Source organism: Candidatus Propionivibrio aalborgensis (assembly GCF_900089945.1).
Taxonomy (GTDB): Bacteria; Pseudomonadota; Gammaproteobacteria; order Burkholderiales; family Rhodocyclaceae; genus Propionivibrio; species Propionivibrio aalborgensis.
In genome coordinates this window covers 1-23,261 of record NZ_FLQY01000077.1, presented here as the reverse complement: position 1 = coordinate 23,261, position 23,261 = coordinate 1, and the positions used below count along the sequence as shown (strand labels likewise).

The 23,261-nt window shown below is 56.4% G+C and carries 21 protein-coding genes and 1 riboswitch; of the genes, 13 read left to right on the top strand and 8 right to left on the bottom strand.

What is annotated here, in order from left to right; genetic code table 11:
- Positions 1-41: 41 nt before the first annotated feature.
- The 10 genes from PROAA_RS05065 to PROAA_RS05020 all read left to right on the top strand — a co-directional run bounded on the left by PROAA_RS05065 (position 42) and on the right by PROAA_RS05020 (position 11,561).
- Positions 42-1,280 (top strand): HD-GYP domain-containing protein, encoded by a 1,239-nt coding sequence (locus PROAA_RS05065; protein WP_186410301.1) that lies wholly within the window; start codon positions 42-44, stop codon positions 1,278-1,280.
- Between the two features lie 39 nt (positions 1,281-1,319).
- Positions 1,320-1,391: riboswitch (S-adenosyl-L-homocysteine riboswitch) on the top strand.
- A 113-nt stretch (positions 1,392-1,504) separates the two neighbouring features.
- Positions 1,505-2,908, top strand: coding sequence for an adenosylhomocysteinase (gene ahcY, locus PROAA_RS05060; protein ID WP_186410300.1), 1,404 nt, complete (start codon positions 1,505-1,507; stop codon positions 2,906-2,908).
- Between the two features lie 72 nt (positions 2,909-2,980).
- Complete coding sequence (gene dndC / locus PROAA_RS05055; protein WP_186410299.1) at positions 2,981-4,324, top strand: DNA phosphorothioation system sulfurtransferase DndC; 1,344 nt, start codon at positions 2,981-2,983, stop codon at positions 4,322-4,324.
- Positions 4,321-6,357, top strand: coding sequence for a DNA sulfur modification protein DndD (dndD, locus tag PROAA_RS05050; protein WP_186410298.1), 2,037 nt, complete (start codon positions 4,321-4,323; stop codon positions 6,355-6,357). Before dndC ends, dndD begins: the two co-directional genes overlap by 4 nt.
- Positions 6,357-7,835 (top strand): DNA translocase FtsK, encoded by a 1,479-nt coding sequence (locus PROAA_RS05045; protein ID WP_186410297.1) that lies wholly within the window; start codon positions 6,357-6,359, stop codon positions 7,833-7,835. Before dndD ends, PROAA_RS05045 begins: the two co-directional genes overlap by 1 nt.
- A 6-nt stretch (positions 7,836-7,841) precedes the next feature.
- Positions 7,842-9,077 carry an AAA family ATPase gene (locus PROAA_RS05040; RefSeq protein WP_186410296.1) on the top strand — a complete coding sequence of 412 codons (1,236 nt, stop codon included), beginning with the start codon at positions 7,842-7,844 and terminating at the stop codon, positions 9,075-9,077.
- Positions 9,077-9,952: a hypothetical protein gene (locus tag PROAA_RS05035; protein ID WP_186410295.1), complete on the top strand. Its 876-nt coding sequence runs from the start codon at positions 9,077-9,079 to the stop codon at positions 9,950-9,952. The genes PROAA_RS05040 and PROAA_RS05035 overlap by 1 nt, the downstream gene beginning before the upstream one ends.
- A 24-nt stretch (positions 9,953-9,976) precedes the next feature.
- Complete coding sequence (locus PROAA_RS05030; RefSeq protein ID WP_186410294.1) at positions 9,977-10,327, top strand: phage holin family protein; 351 nt, start codon at positions 9,977-9,979, stop codon at positions 10,325-10,327.
- Between the two features lie 23 nt (positions 10,328-10,350).
- Positions 10,351-11,184: a methylenetetrahydrofolate reductase [NAD(P)H] gene (gene metF / locus PROAA_RS05025; protein WP_186410293.1), complete on the top strand. Its 834-nt coding sequence runs from the start codon at positions 10,351-10,353 to the stop codon at positions 11,182-11,184.
- 8 nt (positions 11,185-11,192) lie between these two features.
- Positions 11,193-11,561, top strand: coding sequence for a TfoX/Sxy family protein (locus tag PROAA_RS05020; RefSeq protein WP_245664169.1), 369 nt, complete (start codon positions 11,193-11,195; stop codon positions 11,559-11,561).
- Here PROAA_RS05020 and PROAA_RS05015 read toward each other — a convergent pair.
- From PROAA_RS05015 to PROAA_RS04995, 5 genes are all read right to left on the bottom strand, one after another.
- Positions 11,558-12,928 carry a YihY/virulence factor BrkB family protein gene (locus tag PROAA_RS05015; protein ID WP_186410291.1) on the bottom strand — a complete coding sequence of 457 codons (1,371 nt, stop codon included), beginning with the start codon at positions 12,926-12,928 and terminating at the stop codon, positions 11,558-11,560. The genes PROAA_RS05020 and PROAA_RS05015 overlap by 4 nt on opposite strands.
- Positions 12,929-13,199: 271 nt before the next feature.
- Positions 13,200-13,451 (bottom strand): hypothetical protein, encoded by a 252-nt coding sequence (locus PROAA_RS05010; protein ID WP_186410290.1) that lies wholly within the window; start codon positions 13,449-13,451, stop codon positions 13,200-13,202.
- Between the two features lie 179 nt (positions 13,452-13,630).
- On the bottom strand, positions 13,631-14,341 hold the full coding sequence (locus PROAA_RS05005) for an SOS response-associated peptidase (protein ID WP_186410289.1): 711 nt from the start codon (positions 14,339-14,341) through the stop codon (positions 13,631-13,633).
- 77 nt (positions 14,342-14,418) lie between these two features.
- Complete coding sequence (locus tag PROAA_RS05000) at positions 14,419-16,506, bottom strand: ATP-dependent helicase (protein ID WP_186410288.1); 2,088 nt, start codon at positions 16,504-16,506, stop codon at positions 14,419-14,421.
- Positions 16,507-16,541: 35 nt separating this feature from the next.
- Complete coding sequence (locus PROAA_RS04995; protein WP_222102109.1) at positions 16,542-16,694, bottom strand: hypothetical protein; 153 nt, start codon at positions 16,692-16,694, stop codon at positions 16,542-16,544.
- 255 nt (positions 16,695-16,949) lie between these two features.
- On the opposite strand from PROAA_RS04995, the gene rpoH reads away from it, so the two are divergent.
- A complete protein-coding gene (rpoH, locus tag PROAA_RS04990) occupies positions 16,950-17,801 on the top strand; it encodes an RNA polymerase sigma factor RpoH (protein WP_186410287.1) in 852 nt (283 codons plus the stop codon).
- A 116-nt stretch (positions 17,802-17,917) separates the two neighbouring features.
- On the opposite strand, the gene PROAA_RS04985 is transcribed toward rpoH, so the two are convergent.
- From PROAA_RS04985 to serC, 3 genes are all read right to left on the bottom strand, one after another.
- Complete coding sequence (locus PROAA_RS04985) at positions 17,918-18,394, bottom strand: VOC family protein (RefSeq protein ID WP_186410286.1); 477 nt, start codon at positions 18,392-18,394, stop codon at positions 17,918-17,920.
- 32 nt (positions 18,395-18,426) lie between these two features.
- Positions 18,427-19,596, bottom strand: coding sequence for a phosphoglycerate dehydrogenase (locus tag PROAA_RS04980; protein ID WP_186410285.1), 1,170 nt, complete (start codon positions 19,594-19,596; stop codon positions 18,427-18,429).
- Positions 19,597-19,698: 102 nt separating this feature from the next.
- Complete coding sequence (gene serC, locus PROAA_RS04975; RefSeq protein WP_186410284.1) at positions 19,699-20,781, bottom strand: 3-phosphoserine/phosphohydroxythreonine transaminase; 1,083 nt, start codon at positions 20,779-20,781, stop codon at positions 19,699-19,701.
- A gap of 294 nt (positions 20,782-21,075) precedes the next feature.
- Here serC and PROAA_RS04970 point away from each other — a divergent pair, with 294 nt between their 5' ends.
- Positions 21,076-21,396, top strand: coding sequence for a DUF485 domain-containing protein (locus PROAA_RS04970; RefSeq protein ID WP_186409597.1), 321 nt, complete (start codon positions 21,076-21,078; stop codon positions 21,394-21,396).
- Positions 21,396-23,069, top strand: a complete 1,674-nt coding sequence (locus tag PROAA_RS04965) for a cation acetate symporter (RefSeq protein WP_186410283.1) — start codon at positions 21,396-21,398, stop codon at positions 23,067-23,069. Before PROAA_RS04970 ends, PROAA_RS04965 begins: the two co-directional genes overlap by 1 nt.
- Positions 23,070-23,261: the final 192 nt, after the last annotated feature.

Genomic DNA, 23,261 nt, shown 5'->3' with positions numbered 1-23,261 from the left:
TGACGTCACAGGACGTGTGACACGTGCCAACACAATAAACCATGCTAAAGAAAATCAGTGTCAAGCAACTTGTCGTAGGGATGCACCTCAAGGAGTTTTGCGGCTCGTGGATGGAGCATCCTTTCTGGCGTAGCGCTTTCGTCATTACCGATCCGAAAGACATCGAGAGCATACTGGCCAGCAGCATCAAGGAGGTCTGGATCGACAGCTCGAAGGGGCTGGATGTCGAAGCGGGTGAAACTGCCATCTCGGAAGCCGAATCGGATGTGCAGGTTGAAGCCGAGCTGAAGATCGCCGCACAGGAACAACGCCAAACGGCTGCCGTTCCGGCTTCCGTCGAATTTGCCCGTGCCGCAAAAATCTGTGCCCAATCGAAACGCGCCGTCGCCTCGATGTTTCAGGAAGCGCGCATGGGCAAGGCCGTCGACACCGATGGCGCGCAAAAGCTGGTCGAGGAAATCTCCGACTCGATCAGCCGCAATCCTGGCGCCCTGATCAGCCTGGCGCGTTTGAAAACCGCGGATGACTACACCTATATGCACTCGGTGGCCGTGTGTGCGCTGATGATTGCGTTGTCCAAGCAGCTCAAGCTCGATGAGAAACTGACGCGATCGGCGGGCATCGCCGGGTTGTTGCATGATCTCGGAAAGGCACTGATGCCGATGGACGTGCTCAACAAACCGGGCAAGCTGACCGACGAGGAATTTGCCATCATCAAAACGCACCCGGAAGAGGGGCACAAACTGCTGCTGGGCAGCACCGGCGCCGACGAAATGGCGCTCGACGTGGTACTTCATCACCACGAAAAGACGGACGGTTCGGGGTACCCGAAGCGTCTCAAGGACAGCGAAATCAGCCTCTACGCCAAGATGGGTGCGGTTTGCGATGTGTACGACGCGATTACTTCAAACCGCCCCTACAAGGCCGGTTGGGATCCGGCCGAATCCTTGCGCAAGATGGCCGAGTGGGCCAAGGGACATTTTGATCCGACGGTATTCCAGGCCTTTGTCAAGAGCCTCGGGATTTATCCGGTGGGCTCGCTGGTCAAACTCAATTCCGGACGCTTGGGTATTGTGGTCGAACAGGCCGAGAAATCGCTGTTGACCCCGCGCATAAAGGTATTCTTTTCAACTCGCTCCAATGCCCGCATCAAGCCGGAAATCGTCGACCTCTCACGCGCGAATTGTCCTGAAAAGATCGTCAGCCGCGAGGACCCGGCCCAATGGAACTTCCCGGATCTGAATGAACTCTGGTCGGGGCTGTCCGGCTCGCCCTGGTAAGCCTTCCGCACTCGGAAATATTTACGTATAATTAATCCCTTGTCCGAGGAGCGCTGCAAAACTGTCGCTTGACAGTTTCAGGCTCGGAACCTTAAACGGCGCTCATCCAACCAATCCGTGCCGGGCACGGGAAGTCGGGTGAGCCTGATCCGCAGTACATCGGCACACCGCCGCGCTACGCGACGTCTTTCCCCTTCCGGCCACTCTTATCATGGAGTTCTGCCGTGGCTGAAAATTTCAACGACTACGTTATTGCCGACCTTGGGCTCGCCGATTGGGGCCGCAAGGAAATCCGCATCGCCGAAACCGAAATGCCGGGTCTGATGGCGATCCGCGAGGAATTCGCCGCCGCCCAGCCGCTCAAAGGGGCGCGCATTACCGGCTCGCTGCACATGACGATCCAGACTGCCGTGCTGATCGAGACGCTGACGGCGCTTGGCGCCAATGTGCGCTGGGCCTCGTGCAACATCTTCTCGACGCAGGACCATGCTGCGGCCGCCATCGCAGCCGTTGGCGTTCCGGTGTTCGCCGTCAAGGGCGAGTCACTGTCCGACTACTGGGACTACACGCACCGGATTTTCGAGTGGGGCGATGCTGCGTATTCGAACATGATCCTCGATGACGGCGGCGACGCAACCCTGCTGCTGCACCTCGGAGCGCGTGCCGAAAAGGACATCTCGGTTCTCGCCAAGCCGACATCGGAAGAAGAGACCATCCTCTTCGCCGCGATCAAAGCAAAACTGTCCACCGACCCGACCTGGTACTCGGTGCGTCTGGCTGCGGTCAAGGGAGTGACCGAAGAAACCACCACCGGCGTTCATCGCCTGTACCAGATGCACGAGCGCGGTGACCTCCAGTTCCCGGCGATCAACGTGAACGATTCGGTTACCAAGTCCAAGTTCGACAACCTGTATGGCTGCCGGGAATCGTTGGTCGATGGCATCAAGCGCGCGACCGACGTGATGATCGCCGGCAAGGTAGCGCTGATCGCCGGTTACGGCGACGTCGGCAAGGGCTCGGCGCAAGCCATGCGTGCGCTGTCGGCGCAGGTTTGGGTGACTGAAATCGATCCGATCTGTGCGTTGCAGGCGGCGATGGAAGGTTATCGCGTGGTAACGATGGAATACGCTGCCGACAAGGCAGACATTTTCGTGACCTGCACCGGCAACTATCACGTCATCACCCATGAGCACATGGCGGCAATGAAGGACCAGGCCATCGTCTGCAATATCGGTCACTTCGACAACGAAATCGATGTCGCTTCGGTCGAGAAGTACACGTGGGAAGAAATCAAGCCACAGGTCGACCACATTATCTTCCCCGATGGCAAACGCATCATCCTGCTCGCCAAAGGGCGTCTGGTTAACCTCGGCTGCGGCACGGGCCACCCTTCCTATGTCATGAGCTCGTCGTTCGCCAATCAGACGATCGCCCAGATCGAATTATTTACGCGCAATGCCGATTACCCGGTCGGAGTCTATACGCTGCCCAAGCACCTCGATGAAAAGGTCGCGCGCCTGCAGTTGAAGAAGCTCAACGCCCAGCTTAGTGAATTGACCGACCAGCAGGCCGCGTATATCGGCGTTCCCAAGGCGGGTCCGTACAAGGCGGAGCAGTACCGCTACTAGACATTGCAAAACGTGAATGGAGTCGATACCCTCGGCTCCATTCCATTCATGATCTCCATCGGCGGATACTCTATGAGTTCAGAGCAATTGGTAGTCAGTCCATCCTCGATGCAATCAATGATTGACTCGGTGCAAGCATCTTTGGAGTCGCAATACCTTGCCGACGACCGTCCTTGGGTAGTTGCTTTTTCTGGGGGAAAGGATTCCACGCTAGTTCTACAGCTTGTTTTCAATATGCTGCTTGGTCTTGGCAAGCGGGCGACAAAGCCTATTTTTGTTTTGTCCTCGGATACGCAAGTTGAAGCTCCCAACGTTGCGGCATATGTCACTGCCGCAATGGATACCATCCAACGGGCAGCGACAGCGCTGCAGATACCGATTTCGACGATACTCGTCCGCCCCACACCAGCAGAGAGCTACTGGGGCAAACTTATCGGCAAAGGGTACCCACCACCCTCGCGCTGGTTTCGCTGGTGCACCAGCAACATGAAGATCAAGCCATCGCGCCGTGCCATTGAGAACATTACACACAATCACGGCAGCGTTATTCTGCTGTTGGGAACTCGCATCTCCGAGAGTTCGCAGCGTGGGCGTGCCATGCAGGCACGCGAGATCAACAGCCGGGGACTAAACCCCCATCACGAAATTCCGAATGCTCTGGTAGCCACACCCATTGCGAGCTGGAGCAACGACGATGTATGGGAGTACTTGTCGGACAATCCCTGCCCGTGGGGAGGCAACCATAGCTATCTCTTTTCTCTTTATCGTCAAGCTAGCGGTGGTGAGTGCCCCGTTATCTTCGATCTCAATACACCATCTTGCGGTGGCAGTCGTTTTGGTTGCTGGACCTGCACAGTGGTCAAAGAAGATAAGTCGTTGCAAGGTTTCATCCGCTCTGGCGAGGAGCATCTGCAGCCACTAGTCGATTTTCGTGATTGGTTGATCGAGTTGCGCGACAAGCCCGGTTATCGCAGCGAAGTGAAACGAAATGGGAATGCCGGACCTGGCCCCTTCCTTCCCGCCGCGCGACAGGAAATCCTTGAGGCCCTGCTGGCATTGGAGAAGCAAGTCGGGCTACCCCTCGTAAGCGAGGCGGAATTGGTATACATTCAGCATGAATGGTCGAGGGATTTCGATTTCCAAGGTAATTCGGTGCACGACGTAGCCACCAAGTATGGGAGAGATATCGCCATGCCGGGAAACCCACAAGAAACTACCCACCCTGAAGATGAGCTGCTGGAACAGGCTGCAGTCGAGTCTGGTTTAAACCCCGACTTGATGCGAGAGCTGCTTGAAATACGCCGCCGGGATTTCCCTTCCTTGGACAAGTGGGGCGCGAAAAGTCGATTTGAACGCGCTGTCGGTGACTTGATCAAAAAGGCTGCGCAACAGGTTGAGCAGACGACGCAAGCATGATTCTTGAACGCTTCTGCATCCAAAACTTGTTTTCGTATCGCGGTGCTTGGGATTTCGATCTTCGTCCATCAGACGATGGGCGCAACGTACTCCTGATTTGGGGTCGCAACGGCTACGGCAAGACGAGCTTTCTAAATAGCCTCAAACTCCTGCTCACCGGCGTATCGGATGAGTTGAGAAGGACCATCCACGTCGGGCGCGAGTTCAAGCGCGACCATTATCTGCTGGGCATGGGCGACGAATGGATTGGCATCTTCAACCGTCAGGCGCGTACTGCCGGAGAGAAAGAATTCGGCGTTTCCCTAGTCTGGCGCGAAGAAGCTGGCACCGTGAGCGTCGAACGCAGGTGGCTGGTCGAAAAAGGTGACATACAAGAAGTCCTTCGAGTAACGCCCAGCTTTGGCGACCCGCTTGAAGACGCAAACGGCGATGTGGAAGGCGAGGCGCGCGCGTTCATCCAAGAAAGACTGCCTGAAGCCGTAATGCCATTTTTTATTTATGACGGCGAACGGGTGCAACAGATCGCCGAGGCCAACCGGGAAGGTCAGTTGCAGCAAATCGAGCAGCTGTTGGACTTGGCCGACATAGACGTAGTCGACGAATATCTGAGCCGCAACCTTACCGCTTGGCGCCGTGAGTCGAATGACGCAAGCCAGCACCGGATCAACTCGTTGCATCATGAAATCCAAGCGCTCGAAGAGAAGATTGCTGGACTGGATGCGGATAGCAAAAGTGTGGATGCTGAGATCGCCGAGGCAGAGTATTCGGTGAAGCGGCTCGATGCCGCACTCCAAGCACGGCGCCAATTTGCATTGCAAAGTGAAGAAGCGCAGTTGGCGACCAAACGGGAAGGTTTGGTCGGGCGCTTGGAAGAACGTTCGCTCGTTTTTTTCGAGTCCTTTACCCGAGATGCGCCATTAGTCTTGCATTCATCGCTGATGGGCGAAGCGGCACACGAACTGGAGAAAATCGCCGCGCATCCCAATCGGCGCTTAAAGGATGAATTGACCAGAGTCTTTAGCGCTTTGCCAGAAAGGCTGTTTGACGATCCGCCACTTCCGGTGCCACCGCTGACACTCGATCAGGAGGAGTTTCTGCGGCGCAAACTAGCCCGTGTACTAGACAGTTATCGCCCCGATGCGGAAGATATGGCTTCTGGATTGTTCCATTTGGCCCCCATGCGCGCTGAGGCACTGCTTAGGGTGGCGGATGAGTACGCTCATGACGAACGAAAACGTGCTCGGTGGGCAAGCGATCTGGCGGATATTCGGCGCCTCAAGTCCGACCTCGCCGAAATCGAGCGGAAGCGCAATGATGTCTCTAACCTGGCGCCCCAAGAGCGGCAGTTGTTTGAAGAGCGATTGGCAGAACGCGGCACCCTGAACACCAAGATTGAGGAACTGCATAAGCGTCTCGGCGGATATTCTGAACAGGAACGCAATCTGAACCGCGAGTTGGGAGCCAAGCGCGACACTTGCCGGGTTGAAGAAAGAAAGTTGGTGGGCGCCAATGCGGCCCGGGGCAAACTCGGCATCGGCCAGCGACTCCAACAAGCTTTAGCAGCTTACCGAAGCCTACTGAAAGCAAGACGGCGCAGCGATATCGAAGTTGCCATCAATAGCCGATTCAGCGAACTGATGACTTCCCATACCTTGATACAGCATATCCGGGTCAAGGAGGACTTTTCCCTACACTACGTCGATGGCAGCGGCCAGGCAGTCGGGATGGGAAATCTTTCGGCAGGTATGAAGCAATTGGTAGCCCAAGCATTGCTATGGGGATTGAAAGATGTATCCGGCAAGGAGGCTCCGGTGGTGGTGGATACCCCCTTGGCCCGCATCGACCGACAGCATCAGGAAAATCTCATTACCCGCTACTACCCGAAGGCAGGGCCACAAGTAATAGTGCTACCCACCGATTCAGAACTGGATCGTGAGAAGTACGCCCTACTAAAGCCCCATGTATATCGAGAGTACCGCTTGGTCAATCCCGAAGGCGATCACACTCGTGTCGAACTTGGGGGTTACTACTGATGGCCAAGGTATACACCTCCCGCAGTGACGAGGACACCATCTCACTGGTATTACGCAAGGGTTTTCTGGCTCAGGGGCACAAATGGACGGTGTTGCGTATGTCCTTGGCTTTGTCCCTCAAGCTGCCATCCTCGCCAGCAGAGGATTTTGACGATCTGGAAGGTGGCAGGGATGGCGAGTACACGCTTGAAGTGCTGACCGGGCGTAGCCAGAAGGAGCCAGAGGGTTTTGTGGATGCATTCCGAGCCTTGCTTTCGGTCTACCACCAGCAGGATTTGTTCGGCGACGAGAACGAGGCGATATTCACGCGGCTGTTGCAACGGCATATTCGACGTGGTCTCCGAGAAATTCAGACTTCATGGAGGGAATCCCATGACTTTCACGAATTCCTATACCAGGAATTTTTCAGCGCACATGGAAAAACCCACGAACCGGGTAACCTTGACAGTGCTAAGGGTTTGGCTCAGGCCTTTGAAGAATTTGGGCTGACTGCGGAGATTGCCGAAAGCCGCGAAGGCCCCCGCGTCACGCGTCACACGGTACGCCTTGCCGATGCCGAAGATTATGGCCGGCTCGAACGAAAACTAGATGATCTGGCCTTCACCCTTGGCCTTAAGGATGCGGGGGTATTCCTTGCACCTGCCGGGGAACCGAAGACAGTCTGGCTGGATGTTCCCCGCCCTCCGCAGGAGTGGAAGAATGTGGGCACGGAATTGTTTGGCAGTTGGGCCGCGCCCACGGCGGGGTTGCCACTGTTGTTGGGCGTCGATATCGAAGGTGAGCCGGTTACGCGCGATCTTGTCGATGCACCTCACGTCTTAGTTGCCGGCACCACTGGGAGCGGCAAGAGCGTTTGCCTTCACGCGCTGCTCCTGTCTCTTCTAACCACTCGCAGTCCAGCGGTTTTGCGCTTGCTGCTTATTGACCCCAAGCGAGTAGAGTTCACACCATATCAGAGTTCGCCGCGCCTGCTGGCTCCCGTCGTTACCGATGGCGTTGAGGCGACCCGTTCATTGAAAGGTCTTTTGAAGGAGATGGAAGCGCGAGAGAAACTGTTGGCAAGTCGCGGCGCAAGGGAATGGCGGGATTTGGGAGAGTCCGCCCCGCCCCGGATCGTCGTCGTTGTAGAGGAACTTGCGGACCTGATCGCTCAAGCACCAGATGCGGAAGACCCCTTGGTTCGTCTCGCCCAGAAAGCCCGCGCCGCTGGCATCCATCTGGTGCTTGCCACCCAGCGTCCGGATGCGGCCACATTCAGCGGTCTGCTGAGAGCAAACATCCCATCGCGCATCGCCTTGACTGTTCAGAAGGCCACCGATTCGCGCATCGTCCTTGATGAAGGAGGTGCAGAGAAACTGCTCGGCAAGGGCGACATGTTGGTGAAATGGCTAGGTGACAAAGTTGTACGAGCGCATGGTTTCAACATCCGGCCGGACGATGTAACAAGCTTCCTGAGACGCTTACACAAGGAGGGCTAACCAATGATGAACATACTCATCGAGGAATTTTCTTCCCTGCTCCTCACGGTGGACCGGGTTGGCCCATTTCAGGAGCGGATGGAGGAATTCGATTTCACCGATGCCAATGACGAGCCGTGCAATGCGTACCTGATGATTTCCAAGAATGGCCGCGGCAAGACGACAGTCATGGAAATGCTTGCCGCCATGATGAATATGCTTGGCAAGACAGAGTGTTCTGCTCTCGGCTTTGAGGCATTCGACCGCGAGCAAGGTCGCGCCCAATGGGATATTCGGCTAACCGTAAATCGTGGCGGGCGTAAGGAAACCGTAATCCTTTCGCTCGTCGCGGGCTTCATGGGTGAAGAAGTTTCTTTGAAGCCTTGGGGGGCATCCGATATCAGAAAGTACGGTGCCACGCGCTGGTGTAGGTTTGGTTTCGTGCGCAACGCCTTTGGTCGCTATAGCATGGTTGGCCGTGCCGACGAATGGGTGCAGGACTTCAACATTCTTATCGAAACCAGCATTGGAGCCCGTCTGTCGGGCTTCGAGGGCGATGAACTAACTTTACCGACGCTAATCTACTTTTCCGCTTATCGCAATATCATCCGTATGCCGACCGAAGACCGGGCTATCGTTGCCCCACGCGACTGGAATTATCGGCCAGTCCATATTTTCGACGTAGAAGGTCGCGAGTGGCGGGATTCGCTGGACAACTTGCTGGTCTGGCTGAAATGGATGGACGATGGCCGCTTTGAAGACGCTGTCGCCGCGATCAATGAGCGGGTATTCAAAGTTGGCGACAGGAAGCTTTTCGCCGGGAAGAAACTTAAAGGTGTGCGCAAAGAGCCTCCGGAGGCGATCATTGAAGCGGAGGGACTGGAGCATAGGTTAGATCGGCTATCCAGCGGAGAGAAAAGCTTGGTACAGCTTTACTTGCGCCTAGGGGCACACATGACCCGAAACACTATTCTGTTGATAGATGAACCAGAGGTTCATCTACACCGCAACTGGCAGTATGAAACTCTGTTTGCTCTTCTGAACCTCGCCAAGTCGCATTTCCCCAATTTCAACGTGTATATGGCAACCCATTCGGAGCGAATGATGAAAGCGTTCGCACTCAATGTTGTTGAGGAGAATTTGCGTAAGGGCGCTTACATCATTGAAACCGCAGAGGAAGAGGAGCGGGCGGAGGCAATTGCAGGAGAAGCCGTCGCCAAGGAATTGGCACGCAACAGGGATCAAGTGGCGGGAGAAAATTGATGGGGGCGGTTAAGAATCAACCTGGCTTGGGTGCGCCAGATCGACTGTCTGCGCGTTACGGAGGGGTTCCGGTAATTTACGTCGAATCCGAAGAAGATAGTTACGTGTTTGGCGAGTGTTGGTTCAAGGATCGCCTATCCCACGTCGAGTTCAGGCCTGCATCACATCAATGCAGCTTTGCCGGTTGCTCGGCAGTTATTAAGGCCGTTGCTGACGAGCGAAAGACAGGTAACGCCGCATGGGGAATAGTTGATCGCGATGCGGTCATGAGCGTAGACATGTGGGCTGTAGTTAACGAGACTAGTGATGTGGCGTACGAGAACTCAAAACCGTTTGGCGCGGAGATAAAAGCGCTCTGCTTCTGGGAGATTGAGAACTATCTTGCCGACGGCGACGCGCTGGAACATTGTCGCGCTGAGATAAAGATGCAACCAGCGAGACAATCGCAGGATGTTTATTCCGAACTATTGGACCACTGTCAAGCGCTGGTCCCTCACGCGGCAATTAACGCAGTTTGCCATCAGCATCGTGTAAAGGGCTTGCCTGATGGATATACCCGTCGCTTTGCTACACGCACTGAAGTCGAGGCAGGCATTCTGACAGAGAAGTTGGCAGGCCTACCGGCCGCAGCCGCGGCAGACTATACGAAGCACCTGTTTCACGTCGATGCCTTTGATCTCCCCGGTGCTACTCCGGCGACCCGCACCAAAGCATTGCTGAGGAGGATTCATGGCAAGGCTTTGCTTGATAGATTCTCAGCCGCCCATCGCATCAATATTGACCTGAAGGGACTATTAGCCAACCGAATTTTGGAAATGGCGCATGTTCCGGAAGAAATTGCACTATTCGTCGATGAAATTGCTGCAAGCAACTGAACCGCGGCAGTAACTGGCTAGATTATGGTTCGCATCCTCCTAAGCTGGCTAATCAATGCCATCGCCTTGCTAGCCCTTCCCTACATCCTGCCCACGATTCGTGTCGACGGTTTCGCCGTTGCACTTGGCATGGCTTTGGTGCTGGGGCTGATCAATGCTCTGTTGCGGCCGGTGTTGTTGCTGCTGACGCTGCCCGTAACCCTCTTGACGCTCGGGTTGTTCATCTTTGTCCTGAACGGCCTGATGTTCTGGCTGGCAGGTTCGCTGATTGAAGGTTTCGTCGTCGCCGGTTTCTGGCCGGCGGTTTTTGGATCGATGGTTTACAGTGTGGTGTCGTGGGCGCTGACGGGGCTTCTGGTCTCCGAAAAGAACTGACGCCCTATTTGAGTGTGAACAGCATGAAACATACCGAACTCTCGATTGAATTCTTCCCGCCGCAAACGCCCGAAGGTGTCGACAAGCTGCGCATCGTGCGCGGCAAACTGGCGGTCCTCAAACCGGAGTTCTTCTCTGTCACCTTTGGGGCAGGGGGTTCGACCCGCGACAGAACGTTTTCGGTGATCAAGGAGATCGCTGTGGAAGGTTTCGAAGCGGCGCCGCATCTCTCGTGCATCGGTTCAACGCGCGAGAATATCCGGGATATCCTGCACGCTTACAAGTCCGCCAAGATCCGCCGCATCGTTGCCCTGCGCGGCGATCTGCCTTCGGGAATGGCCGAGGCCGGCGAATTCCGCTACGCCAACGAACTTGTCGAATTCATCCGTAGCGAGATCGGAGAGCATTTCCACATCGAAGTCGCCGCCTACCCTGAATGGCATCCGCAAGCGCGCTCGCCGCGTGACGATCTCGCCGCGTTCGCGAGGAAGGCCAGAGCCGGCGCCAACTCCGCCATCACGCAATACTTCTACAACGCCGATGCCTACTTCCACTTCGTCGACGAAGTCCGTGCGCTGGGGGTCGACATCCCGATCATCCCAGGCATCATGCCGATCGCCAACTTCTCCAAGCTGGCGCGTTTCTCCGACGCCTGCGGCGCCGAACTTCCGCGCTGGATGCGTCGCAAGTTCGAAGCGTTTGGCGATGATGCCGAGTCGATCCGTGCTTTCGGCCTTGACGTCGTTACCGAGCTATGCGAGCGCTTACTTACTGGTGGCGCGCCGGGTTTGCATTTCTATTCAATGAACCAGTCGGTGCTGACGCTCGAAATCTGCCGCCGACTGGAGCTCGGGTAATACCGGTTGTGGCTCGCCCGCTACCCGAACTCGTCGAACACGCCTGCGAGCTCTTTGCACCGCTTGGGACAATCCGTGTCAAGGCGATGTTCGGCGGCTATGGTTTCTACTGTGACGAGCTTTTCTTCGCCATCGTCGCCTACGAAACGCTTTACCTGAAGGCTGACGCAGACAGCGCCGAAGCATTCCGTCAATCGGGTGGCGAACCCTTCCACGTCACCTACAAGGACGGACGCACGGAAACCATGAACTACTGGACGGTGCCCGAAGAAGCCATGGAATCTTCCGCCGAAATGCTGCCTTGGGGTCGTCTTGCGCTTGAAGCTGCGGTGCGCGGGCGCAAGCCGAAGAAGAAGCCATCCAGGGTTAAAGCTTAGCTGTCCTTTGGAAAGACCGGTTCGTGCAAAGCCCGCCCGGAAATCTGCAGCGCAAGATCACGCATGGTCATATTGCTGACCGACGACTCGACGGCCTGCTGGATTTGATTAAGCAACTCGTCTACGGGCGGTGGTGCCGGCAGGCTCCCGGGCGAGAGAAATTGTTCCTCGCCCGCGGCGCGCACGGTTTCCAGAACCTGAGTCACCAGGATCAGCGAGGGGTCGCGCGACGGCAAGAATCGCGGTGGTTCGTCGCTGCTTTGCGCGAGGAACCGGTTTCCTTCCAGCGCAACAAGAACTATTTGCAGCGAATGCATCGGAACTCCGAGCAGGCGGGTAAATTCCGCCAGCGAAGGCATCGGTTCGCCGGCCAGGAATCGGCCAGAAACCAGGCTCATGACCGATAGCGCCAGCCGCTCGCGCATGCGGTTGCTCAGGCGCGGCTCACCACTACGGGCGTACAGGTACTCCGGGTGCTGGGCGTAGAAGGCGACGCTGGCGCCGAAAAGCAGGATCAGCCAGCTCAGATACAACCAGATCATGAACAGGATCAGAATCGCCAGACTCGAATAGATCGCCGCATACTTGTTCGATGAGGCGATGAAAACGGCAAACACCCACCCCGCGGTTTGCCAGGCGAAACCACCCGCCACGCCGCCGATCAACGCCGGGACAACGCGTACGCGGCTATTCGGGATAAACAGATAAATGAAAGTGAAGGCAACTGTCACCAGAAAATACGGTGTCAAGCGGCTGATCGCCTGCATGGCCTGGCCCAGTATGTTGATTTCCATCAGGTCGCGAACCGTCTCGATGTTCATCACCGATGCGGTGATCCCCAGTGCCGAGAACACCAGAATCGGTCCGACCAGAAGCACGCTGAGATAGCGGCTGAAACGATCTGCAAGCGGCCTTGGATGCGGAATGTGCCAGATGAAGTTGAGTGATTCCTCAATCTTCTGCATCAAGGAGATCGCTGTGTACAGTAGCAGCGTCAGTCCGAGTGCGCCGAGAACGCCAACATTCATCTTCTCGATGAATATTGAAATCTGGTGCACGATTTCGTCGCCTTTTTCCCCCAGTGGCTCGACGAACTTCAGAAGCATGGGCTCAATCTGGTTATAGACGCCGAAGGCCTTGAGCACCGAGAAACTCAGTGCCAGCAACGGTACGATCGACAGCAGCGTGGTGTACACCAGACTCATGGCGCGTAGCGTGAGCTGACCGCCCACCAAGTCACGTGTCAAGATAAAGACGGTGCGCAAGCCTCGCTGGGCGCGCTCCTTCCAGAGCGGAAGCGGCGTCTCCGCCACGCCCCAGACCGTCTTCTCGAATCGGCCATAAAGTGCTTTTGCATTTTGTTTCATTTGCTGACCTCGAGTTGCAGCCGCCAGGTAACGGCCCGTTTGTTTCCTCGATTCGATTCCTTCGTTGCGTTGGCCTTGGCTGAGTTGTTCAATGCGCCAGAAACGATTCAAGGGCGCGATGCTTCAGTGCGGTCGGAACGTCGGGTACGTAACGCTGGATGAAGATCTCGTCGAACACGTGGATTCGAGGCATTCATCGGCCCGGGGATTTCTCCGCGCAACAGTTCAACACCCATACGTTTAACAATGTTACCCCGTACAGATTTCGATTTCATCGTAGCTGCGTCACGTAGCTGCGTCTTCGTCCGAAGCGTACCTTGGCGGTACGACCAGATTCAAGGATGGGCGAGCCTTGAGCGTGCGCGTAACGGTGACCAATTTCTGACGTTCGGGGGGCGATTCGACCGCTGCCGGTTTCAGGGTGAATACTGTCGAGTTTCTCGCCGCCGGAGCCGAACAGTGCGTCGAGTACCTTGAATGTTGCCGCCGAGCGGGCTTCCGGATGCCTTGTCGATGGCAGCACCGTAATCGAACTGCGGTTCGTTCAAGTCTCCGCGGGCGGGGAGTTCGGTATCGACAATCTACTTCTTACCGTGACCACTTGCCTGCTCTCTGCAGCAAACGCTCTTGCGCATTGGTCGGCACACTACCCAGATTGCTGTGAAAACTTCAAGAAAGAAACCGCCCGAACCGGGCGAAGAACTAGGCGCCTTCCCGTTCCAGCGGCTCGATCATCGAAACATCATCGTCCTTTGCATTGCCCACTCGATTGCTGACCCGATGAAACGCAATGGCTTCCGACGCCGTGGGCTGAAGGATATTCTTCACTTCTTCCGCGTCGGTTAGCTCGCGCGACATCCATTCCGCCTGACGCTCACGGGGAATCAACAAAGGCATTCTGTCGTGCACTTGGCGGACGGCGGGATTGGCTTCGCCGACAATGATGGTGCAGGACTCGATTGCCTGCTCGCCTTTCTCCCAGCGATCCCACAGCCCGGCAAATGCAAGCGGCTCCTTGTTCGCGGAATAAAGATACCAGGGTTGTTTGCCGTTCGGCAGTACCTGCCACTCATACCAACCCAAGGCGGGGATCAGGCAGCGGCGCCGTTTGAAGGGTTCCCGGAAGCTCGCTGCGGTCGCCGCGCCTTCCGCTCGCGCATTGAAGGTGGAGTACTTGATGCGTGTTTCCTTCGACCAGAATGGCAACAGCCACCATTGCATATCGGTCAATTCGAGGGTTCCATCTTCATTGGCGCGAATCACCGGCACGTAGCTTCGGGGATTGCCTTGTTGCGGGGCGACGTTGTAACGGGTTTGCCGGACATTCGCGAAGGGGCTGCGCCAATTGTGACGGCCAATATGCCAATAGCGTTCAATGTCGGCTTCGCCCGGTGTGACATAGCGTCCGCACATGATGGTCAGAATATTCTGTCAGGCAGTACGATTCGATTTGAAGCGGCTAGGTGGCGCAATGTTGTTTTGAGTATCCATTACTTCCACATCGTTTTCAACTTTGCGGCCAGATCGACGCGCGTCGTTGAGCGGCTCCCGGCTGTCGCCTCGCGAGTTGTCTCGGGGCGAGGCCATTCGGTCGATTCGAACAACTGCATTGTCTTGTTGGAAATGAACCGGCTGGGCGACGCATAGACGTGACGGTCACCGAAGCCGGACTGCTGATGCACATAGAACCGTTGCGGCACAATCAACTGTAATTGATCCTTGGCGCGCGTCATCGCCACGTAAAGCAGCCGCCGCTCTTCCTCGATTTCGGCACAGGTACCCGTCGCCAGATCGGAGGGAATACAGCCATCCACGACGTTCAGCACCGACACCGATTGCCACTCTTGCCCCTTGGCCGAATGAATGGTGGACAGGATCAGGTAATCCTCGTCGCGATGGGGTATGCCGGATTCGTCGCTGGTCGCTTCCGGTGGATCAAGCGTGACTTCAGTGAGAAACCGTTCGCGTGTGCCGTAGGTAGCGGCAATTCGCTGTAACTGGACGAGATCACCCTTTCTCGCGACTGCATCATCGTAGCGGCGTGTAAGATGGCTTTCGTACCACCGCACGGTGCTGTCGACGTCGCCGGGCCAGCCCGATTCGCCACGATTGAGGGAGACATAGTGTTTGACGAATGTCGCCCAATCGCCGGCTGCCGCGCTCGGCACCGTAAACCCGATCATCGCAACAACCGGATCATGCGCTGCGTCCATCGCATCCAACAACCTCGTCGCGGTCACCGGGCCTATTCCGGGCAGCATGGTGGAGACGCGGAAACCCGCGAGACGGCTGCGTGGATTTTCTGCCCAGCGGAGTACTGACAACACGTCCTTGATGTGTGCCGCTTCGAGGAACTTCAGTCCGCCGAATTTCACGAAGGGAATATTGCGGCGCGTCAGCTCGAGTTCCAGCGCGCCGCTGTGACTGGAGGTGCGGAAAAGGACGGCCTGCGATTTGAGCGGCACGCCGGTTTCACGGCATTCAAGGACTTGGTCTGCGACATAGCGCGCCTGATCCGCTTCGTCCCGTACCGTGACCAAGCGCGGCTTGGCGGAACCGGTGCGATCTGTCCATAGATTCTTGGTGAATCGCTCTTTCGCCAAACCGATGACGGCATTCGAGGCATCCAGAATCGGTTGCGTCGAGCGGTAATTGCGTTCCAATGTCGTGACTTGGGCTGGCGGACTGAAATGGTGAGGAAAGTCGAGGATGTTGCGCACGGTGGCGGCTCGAAACGAGTAGATCGACTGTGCATCGTCGCCGACGACGGTCAGTCCGCGGCCATCGCGTTTCAGGGCCAGCAAGATCGACGCCTGCAAGCGGTTGGTGTCCTGATATTCGTCGACGAGAACGTGGTCGAAACGGGCGCCCAACTCGGCGGCGAAGGCCGGCTCGGCGGCCATCTGCGACCAGTACAGCAGCAGGTCGTCATAGTCGAGGACGTTCTGAGCCTGCTTTGCCAAGACGTAGTTGGCGAACAACTGTTTCAAATCCGCTTCCCATGCGGCGCACCACGGAAAGGTTTGCGCCAGTACCTCGGCCAGCGGCTGCTCGCTATTGACGGCGCGCGAGTAGATGGCCATGCAAGTGCTTTTGGTAGGAAAGCGCTGTTGCGTGGTGCTGAATTCCAGCTCGTGACGCACGATGGCCATCAGGTCTTCAGAGTCGGAGCGATCATGAATCGTGAAAGCCGGATGCAGGCCGATGCGTTCCGCGTAGTCGCGCAGGAGGCGCGCGCCGATCCCGTGAAAGGTGCCAGCCCATGGAAATTGCGGGGGCCGCTGTGCGGCCGGGGCACTACTCACTTGATTGATGATGAGCCCGACCCGGCGCGACATCTCGGCCGCCGCGCGACGTGAGAAGGTGAGCATCAGGATGCGCTGCGGATCCGCGCCTTGGACGGCCAAGTGGGCGACGCGGTGAGCCAGTGTCTTGGTCTTGCCCGATCCGGCACCGGCTATCACCAGCAGCGGTCCGCGTTGTCCGTCGTATTCGACGGCAGCGCGTTGTTCGTCGTTCAACGACGCCAGATAGTCTGGAGTGGCTTTGGTGTGGGTATGAATGGGGAGTGCGGTCATGGCGGGCAGTTCAATAAGGGCTGGCGCAGAGGTCATCACAAATCCCGGCTGCTTGTGTGCAGACTGCCCAGCAACCCGGTGTGATCGACCAGTCGTTTGGCAATCAGAAACGCGACCTCGCCTTCGCACTGTAGCACGGCCAGCAAGGGAGGCAGACGCGAGCCCGGCACGCGAGCCCGGCAGCTCATGCACGATCACATTGGCCATCCCCGTTTCGTGTTCCAGGTTCAGAAAGATCGCTCCAACAAACTCAGCAGTCCAAGCGCGAGAAATCTCGCGTTTTGGGAAGACAGAAGGTGCATGCGTTGCCCATGCCTCAACGTTCCATGCTTTCATTGTGCGTCTTCAATTACAAACCGATACAAGAAACTTTTCGCCCTCTTAGCACTCTCAGCTATTGAGTGCTAAAATGACCTTGTGAACAATTGAAAGGAGGGGTTGAAATGACGCAAGCTCTTGTTTTTCCGTCGATCTCCTCGGTTGGAAATATTGACGCCTACATTCAGGCAACGCGGCAGTTCCCGCTTCTGACGCAGGAGGAAGAGGTGCGGCTGGCGACGCGATTCCGCGAAGAGGAGGATCTCGAGGCGGCACGCCAGTTGGTTCTTTCTCACCTGCGTTTGGTGGTGTCGATTGCGCGTGGGTACCTCGGCTACGGTCTGCCACATGCCGATTTGATTCAGGAAGGAAACATTGGTCTGATGAAGGCCGTCAGGCGTTTTGATCCGGCCCATGGTGTGCGTCTTGTGTCTTTCGCGATGCACTGGATCAAGGCCGAAATCCACGAATACGTGCTGAGAAACTGGCGTATGGTCAAATTGGCCACGACCAAGTCGCAACGCAAGCTGTTTTTCAATCTGCGCAGCATGAAGCCGGGAAGTGAGTCTTTGACATCTCCGCAGGTGGCCGATGTTGCGCATCAGCTCAGCGTGAAGCCGGAAGAAGTCATCGAGATGGAAACCCGCCTCTCGGGTCGTGATCTGGCGCTTGAATCGGGTCGGGACGACGCGGATGATTTTGCACCGATTGCTTACCTTGAGGACAATCGTAGCGAGCCGACACAGGTGCTTGAATCGCGCGCTCGCGATCATCTTCAGGGCGAGGGATTGCAGGCAGCGCTTTCCGACCTCGACGAGCGTAGTCGCCGGATCGTTGAGGAACGCTGGCTTAGCGATGATCCCGCAACATTGCATGAGTTGGCTGATGAATTCGGTGTTTCCGCCGAGCGCATTCGCCAGATTGAAACCAAAGCCATGCAAAAGATGCGTACCAGCCTTTCCCCGCTGGTTGCCTGAAGCTGATAAGCCGTTTTGGGCTGGAAGCCTCCGGAGAAGCCGTTCAGTGATCACTGAACGGCTTTTTCTATTCTGGAGACATGACGCTGCGAAACGACGGCGCGCTACTTCTGCCCCTAGCCTTGCCCATTGCCCTGCTTGAAGAGCGCTTCGGCACGTCTGTTGATTTCCTCTGGCGCAAGGTCTTCCTTATGCGTTGCCAGAAACCAGACGTGTCCGAACGGGTCTTCCAGCGTGCCGCCACGGTCGCCATAGAACTGGTCTTGCAGGGGTTTTACAACTTTCGCACCTGCTGCGACCGCCTGGGCAAAAAGCTTGTCTACATCCTCGACATACACGTGCAACCCAACCGACGAGCCACCCAGTACCTTGGGGCTACGGAAGTTGAACTCTTCACACGGGTCGGCCAACATGATGCGCGAATTGCCGATCATGATTTCCGCATGTCCGATATCGCCACTGGGCATAGCCATACGAAACAACTCATTGGCACCTAAAGCCTGCTTGTAGAATTCGATGGCGTCAGCGGCCCCTTTGATGCTCAGATAAGGCGTGACGCTGTGGTAGCCATCGGGTATGGGTTTGACAGACATCTCGTTCTCCTTTCCGGCCTTGATGACACGTTTCAGGACGGCAGGTAACGCACACGCAATACGCCGCTGATCGCGTTCAATTGATCGATGACGGCTTGCGGCACAGCCGTTTCGACATCCACCAGCGTGAAAGCGAGATCGCCACGCGACTTATTGACCATGTTGTGGATGTTCAGCCCGGCGTCGGCGAGTGTCGTCGAAATCTGTCCCAGCATGTTCGGCACATTGGCGTTGGCGATGGCCAGCCGATAGCCGGATTCGCGAAGCATGGCGATGTTGGGGAAGTTCACGGCATTGAAAATGTTGCCGTTTTCCAGATAGTCGGCCACTTGGTCGGCGACCATGATGGCGCAGTTTTCTTCGGCTTCCTCGGTCGAGGCGCCAAGGTGCGGCAGTGCGACGAAGCGCGGATGCTGGCGTAGCAGGTTGCTCGCGAAATCACAAACGTAGGCATGCAGTTTGCCGTCGTTGAGACCATCGAGTACGGCCTGCTCATTGACGATGCCATCACGGGCAAAGTTGAGCAGAATGCAGCCCTTCTTCATCAGCTTGACGCGCTCGGCATCGATCAAATCCTTGGTCGCAGGAAGAAAGGGAACGTGTATGCTGACGAAATCCGCACGCTTTACCAGATCATCCACGCTGGCTGCCTTTTTTACATGCGCAGGTAGGCGCCAGGCCGCGTCAACGGTGATATCCGGATCGAAGCCAATGACGTTCATACCAAGCTGGATGGCCGATTCCGCAAGCATCGAGCCGATCGCACCCAGACCAATGATGCCCAGCGTGCTGCCGCTCAGCTCATGACCGACGAAATGTTTCTTGCCGGCCTCGACCTGCTTGTGCAGTGCTTCGTCGTCACCCTTCAAACCGTTCACAAAATTAAGCGCCGGGTACAAGTTGCGCGTTCCGATCAGCATGCCGGCGATGGCCAGTTCCTTGACGGCATTGGCATTGGCGCCCGGCGCGTTGAATACGACTACGCCGCGTTCACTCATGGCCTTGATCGGAATATTGTTGGTGCCGGCGCCAGCGCGGCCGATGGCAAGTACGCTGGACGGAATAGGCAGTTCGTGCATCAACTGGGAGCGCACCAGAATGGCATCCGGGTCGGTGCCGTCATTGCTGACGACATAGTTTTCGGGTAGCCGCGAGAGTCCCTTCTTCGAAATGGCATTGAGTGTCTGAATTTTGCGGGTCATGCGTGTTTCCTCGTCTATTTGCTGTTGGATCCAGAGAAGCGTGATAAATCACGGCAAGTACGATGAGTACCCTTGGTCTTGCCCATCGCAGTCATCGCGCGTCTAACCGTGCTTTTTCTCGAAGTCCTTCATGAGATTGACCAACGTCTGAACGCCTTCGATGGGCATGGCATTGTAGATCGATGCGCGCATCCCGCCGACGGAGCGGTGGCCCTTGAGTTGCACCATGCTGCGACCCTTTGCGTCCTTGAGGAATTCGTCATCGCATGCTGCATCTTTCAGGGTGAACGGAATGTTCATCAGCGACCGGTTCTCGGGTGCCACTGGCGAGTTGAAGAAGCTGGAAGTATCCAGCGCGTCGTAAAGCAATTGCGCTTTCGCGCGGTTGGCTTTCTCCATGGCCGCCAGTCCGCCCTTGGCCTTGAGCATCTTGAAGACCAGTCCGGCAATATAAATGGCATAAGTCGGAGGGGTGTTGTACATCGACTCGTTTTCGGCGTGGGTCTTGTAGTCGAACATGGTTGGCGTGCCGCTGATGGTCTGGCCAAGCAGGTCGTCACGCACAATGACCAGCGTCAGGCCGGCGGGGCCGATGTTTTTCTGGGCGCCAGCGTAAATCAGGCCAAACTTCGACACGTCGATCGGGCGCGACAGGATGGTCGAAGACATATCGGCGACCAGTGGCACGTCGCGGGTCTGCGGAGTCCAGAAGATCTCCACGCCGCCGATCGTCTCATTTGGCGTGTAGTGGACATAGGCCGCATTCGGGTCGAGTTTCCATGCCTCCTGCGCAGGAGCGTAGGAGAAGTTCTTGTCCTCGGATGAGGCGACAACATTGACCGTGCAGTATTTCTTCGCTTCCTTGATGGCCTTCTTCGACCATTCGCCGGTGTTCAGGTAATCGGCGGACGCTTTGCCGCGCAGCAAATTCATCGGCACCATGGCGAACTGACTGGATGCCCCGCCTTGCAGGAAAAGCACCTTGTAGTTGGCCGGAATTCCCATCAGTTCACGAAGATCGGCTTCGGCTTCGGCCTGAATTCCCATGTATTCCTTGCCACGATGTGACATTTCCATGACCGACATGCCGCAACCATGCCAATTGGCAAGCTCGTCGCGCGCCAGTTCGAGAACTTCCTGGGGGAGAGTGGCCGGCCCGGCGCTGAAATTGAAAATTCGTTCCATCGGGAAGTGATCCTTTCTTTCTGAAAATTGGCTGGAGGAAATAGTTGGGAAACGGGAACAAGGTTGTGTTGCTTTGAAAAGCGCGGCCGGTGTCGTGTGGCGCCAACCGCTCATTTTAGCGAAATTGGCTGCAGATGGGGTAATGGGCAAGAACAGGAGGAAAAAACAGGAGCTATGGGCCAACAAATATCCAATACTTATTAACAACTTACCAATTCCATATTTAAGCGAATCCGTATATGATCCCCAATCTTTTTGTTTCATCCAGCAGTTTTTTCAAAGGGGGGTAATGCTATGAGCAGTGAAATTTATGAGCGGATGCGGGTCAATCCGAAATTCCAGGAGCTCGTTGCAAAACGAGGACGCTTCGCCTGGACGCTTTCAATTGTCGTTCTAGTCCTGTTTTACGGCTTCGTATTGATGGTTGCTTACAATCCAAGCACCCTCGGTCAACCCGTCAGCGATGGTTCCATGCTGACGGTGGGGGTCGCCGCAGAGCTTTTTCTCTTCGTTTTATTCTGGGTGCTCTCGGCGCTTTACGTACGACGCGCCAATACCGAATTCGACAACCTGACTCAGGAAGTCATCAAGCAAGCCCGTAAGGAGGTCAAATAATGCGACGCATGACTCAACTTGCCAACGCAGCAGGACTCTTCATCTTTTGTGCTTTGGCCTACGCTGGGCCGCCGGTAGAAGGCGTCATGGAAAAACAGGCGACCAACTGGCACGCAATCATCATGTTCTGCGCCTTTGTGGCTCTGAGCATGGGCATCACCTACTGGGCGTCCAACCGCACCAAGTCCACGGCTGACTTCTATACGGCCGGCGGTGGCATCACCGGTTTCCAAAACGGCTTGGCCATTGCCGGTGACTACATGTCAGCCGCCACGCTTCTCGGCTTGACGGCACTGGTCTACAGCAAGGGCTTCGACGGCTACCTCTATATGCTCTCCTTCTTTGCCGGTTGGCCGATCATTCTCTTCCTGATGGCTGAACGCCTACGCAATCTCGGGCGCTTCACCTTTTCCGACATAACGGCCTTCCGTCTTGACCAAGGCAAGGTGCGGACCATGGCGGCGATTTCCTCGTTGACCGTTGTCTGTTTCTACCTGATCGCCCAGATGGTAGGTGCCGGCCAGTTGATCAAACTGCTCTTCGGACTCGACTACAACATCGCCATCATTGGCGTGGGTATCCTGATGATGGTCTATGTGACCTTTGGCGGAATGGTTGCCACGACCTGGGTGCAGATCATCAAGGCCTGCATGCTGCTGTTTGGCGGCACGCTGGCCATGCTGCTGGCCTTCAGCCAGTTCGGATTCTCTTTTCATACCCTTGTCGAGAAGGCGACGTCGATTCATGCGCTGGGGTTCAAGCTGATGACGCCAGGCGGTCTGTTGTCCAATCCGATCAATGCCATTTCCCTAGGCCTTGGTCTGATGTTCGGTACCGCCGGCCTGCCACACATCCTGATGCGTTTCTTCACCGTGACCGATGCCAAGGAAGCGCGCAAGTCGGTGCTCTATGCATCCGGCTTCGTAGCTTACTTCTTTAACGTGATTTTCCTGATGGGCCTTTGTGCCATTCTGATCGTCGGCCAAAACCCGGACTTCTTCGAAGGCGGTACGATCGGAGGCAAGCTGATCGGCGGTGGCAACATGGTCGCCATGCATTTGGCCAAGGCGGTTGGCGGCGACATGCTGCTCGGCTTCATGGCAGCCGTTGCCTTCGCGACCATCCTTGCTGTGGTTTCCGGACTGGCGCTGGCAGGCGCATCGGCGATTTCGCACGATCTCTACGCCAACGTGTTCAAGAAAGGCAAGGCCACGGAAGCTTCGGAGATCCGCGTTTCGAGGATCGCCACCATCTGTCTCGGTGTCGTGGCCATCATCCTCGGTATCCTGTTCGAAAAGCAAAACGTCGCATTCATGGTCGGCCTGGCCTTCGGTGTAGCGGCTGCGGCCAACTTCCCGGTGCTCATCCTTTCGATGTTCTGGAGAGGCCTGACCACACGTGGAGCACTTTTCGGCGGTTATGGCGGCCTCTTTTCCGCCGTCACCTTCGTCGTGCTTTCCAAGTCGGTATGGGTCGATGTGCTGGCCAATCCAGCGCCGCTGTTCCCCTATACCCAGCCGGCGCTTTTCGCCATGCCGATCGCTTTCCTGCTGGCCTTCATCGTTTCGAAGTCTGATTCGAGCGTAAGGGCAAAGTCCGAAATTGCAGCGTTCGAAGATCAGTACATTCGTGGTCAGACGGGCTTCGGAGCATCGGGAGCAAGCAAGCACTAAAGACGATTCACCAACAAAAAGCCCTGGCCGGTCTACCCGCCAGGGCTTTTTTATTACGCGAGAAGCGGAACGTCGGGGAGCGTCGGTTCAGGCGGCCGCTTGCGCTGGTATCGAACTACCTTGGCGCGAGATGCGGTTTTGTGCGTCAAAGTAGATCAGCGCCGGTGCGTATTTCGCGAGTTCGACTTCGTT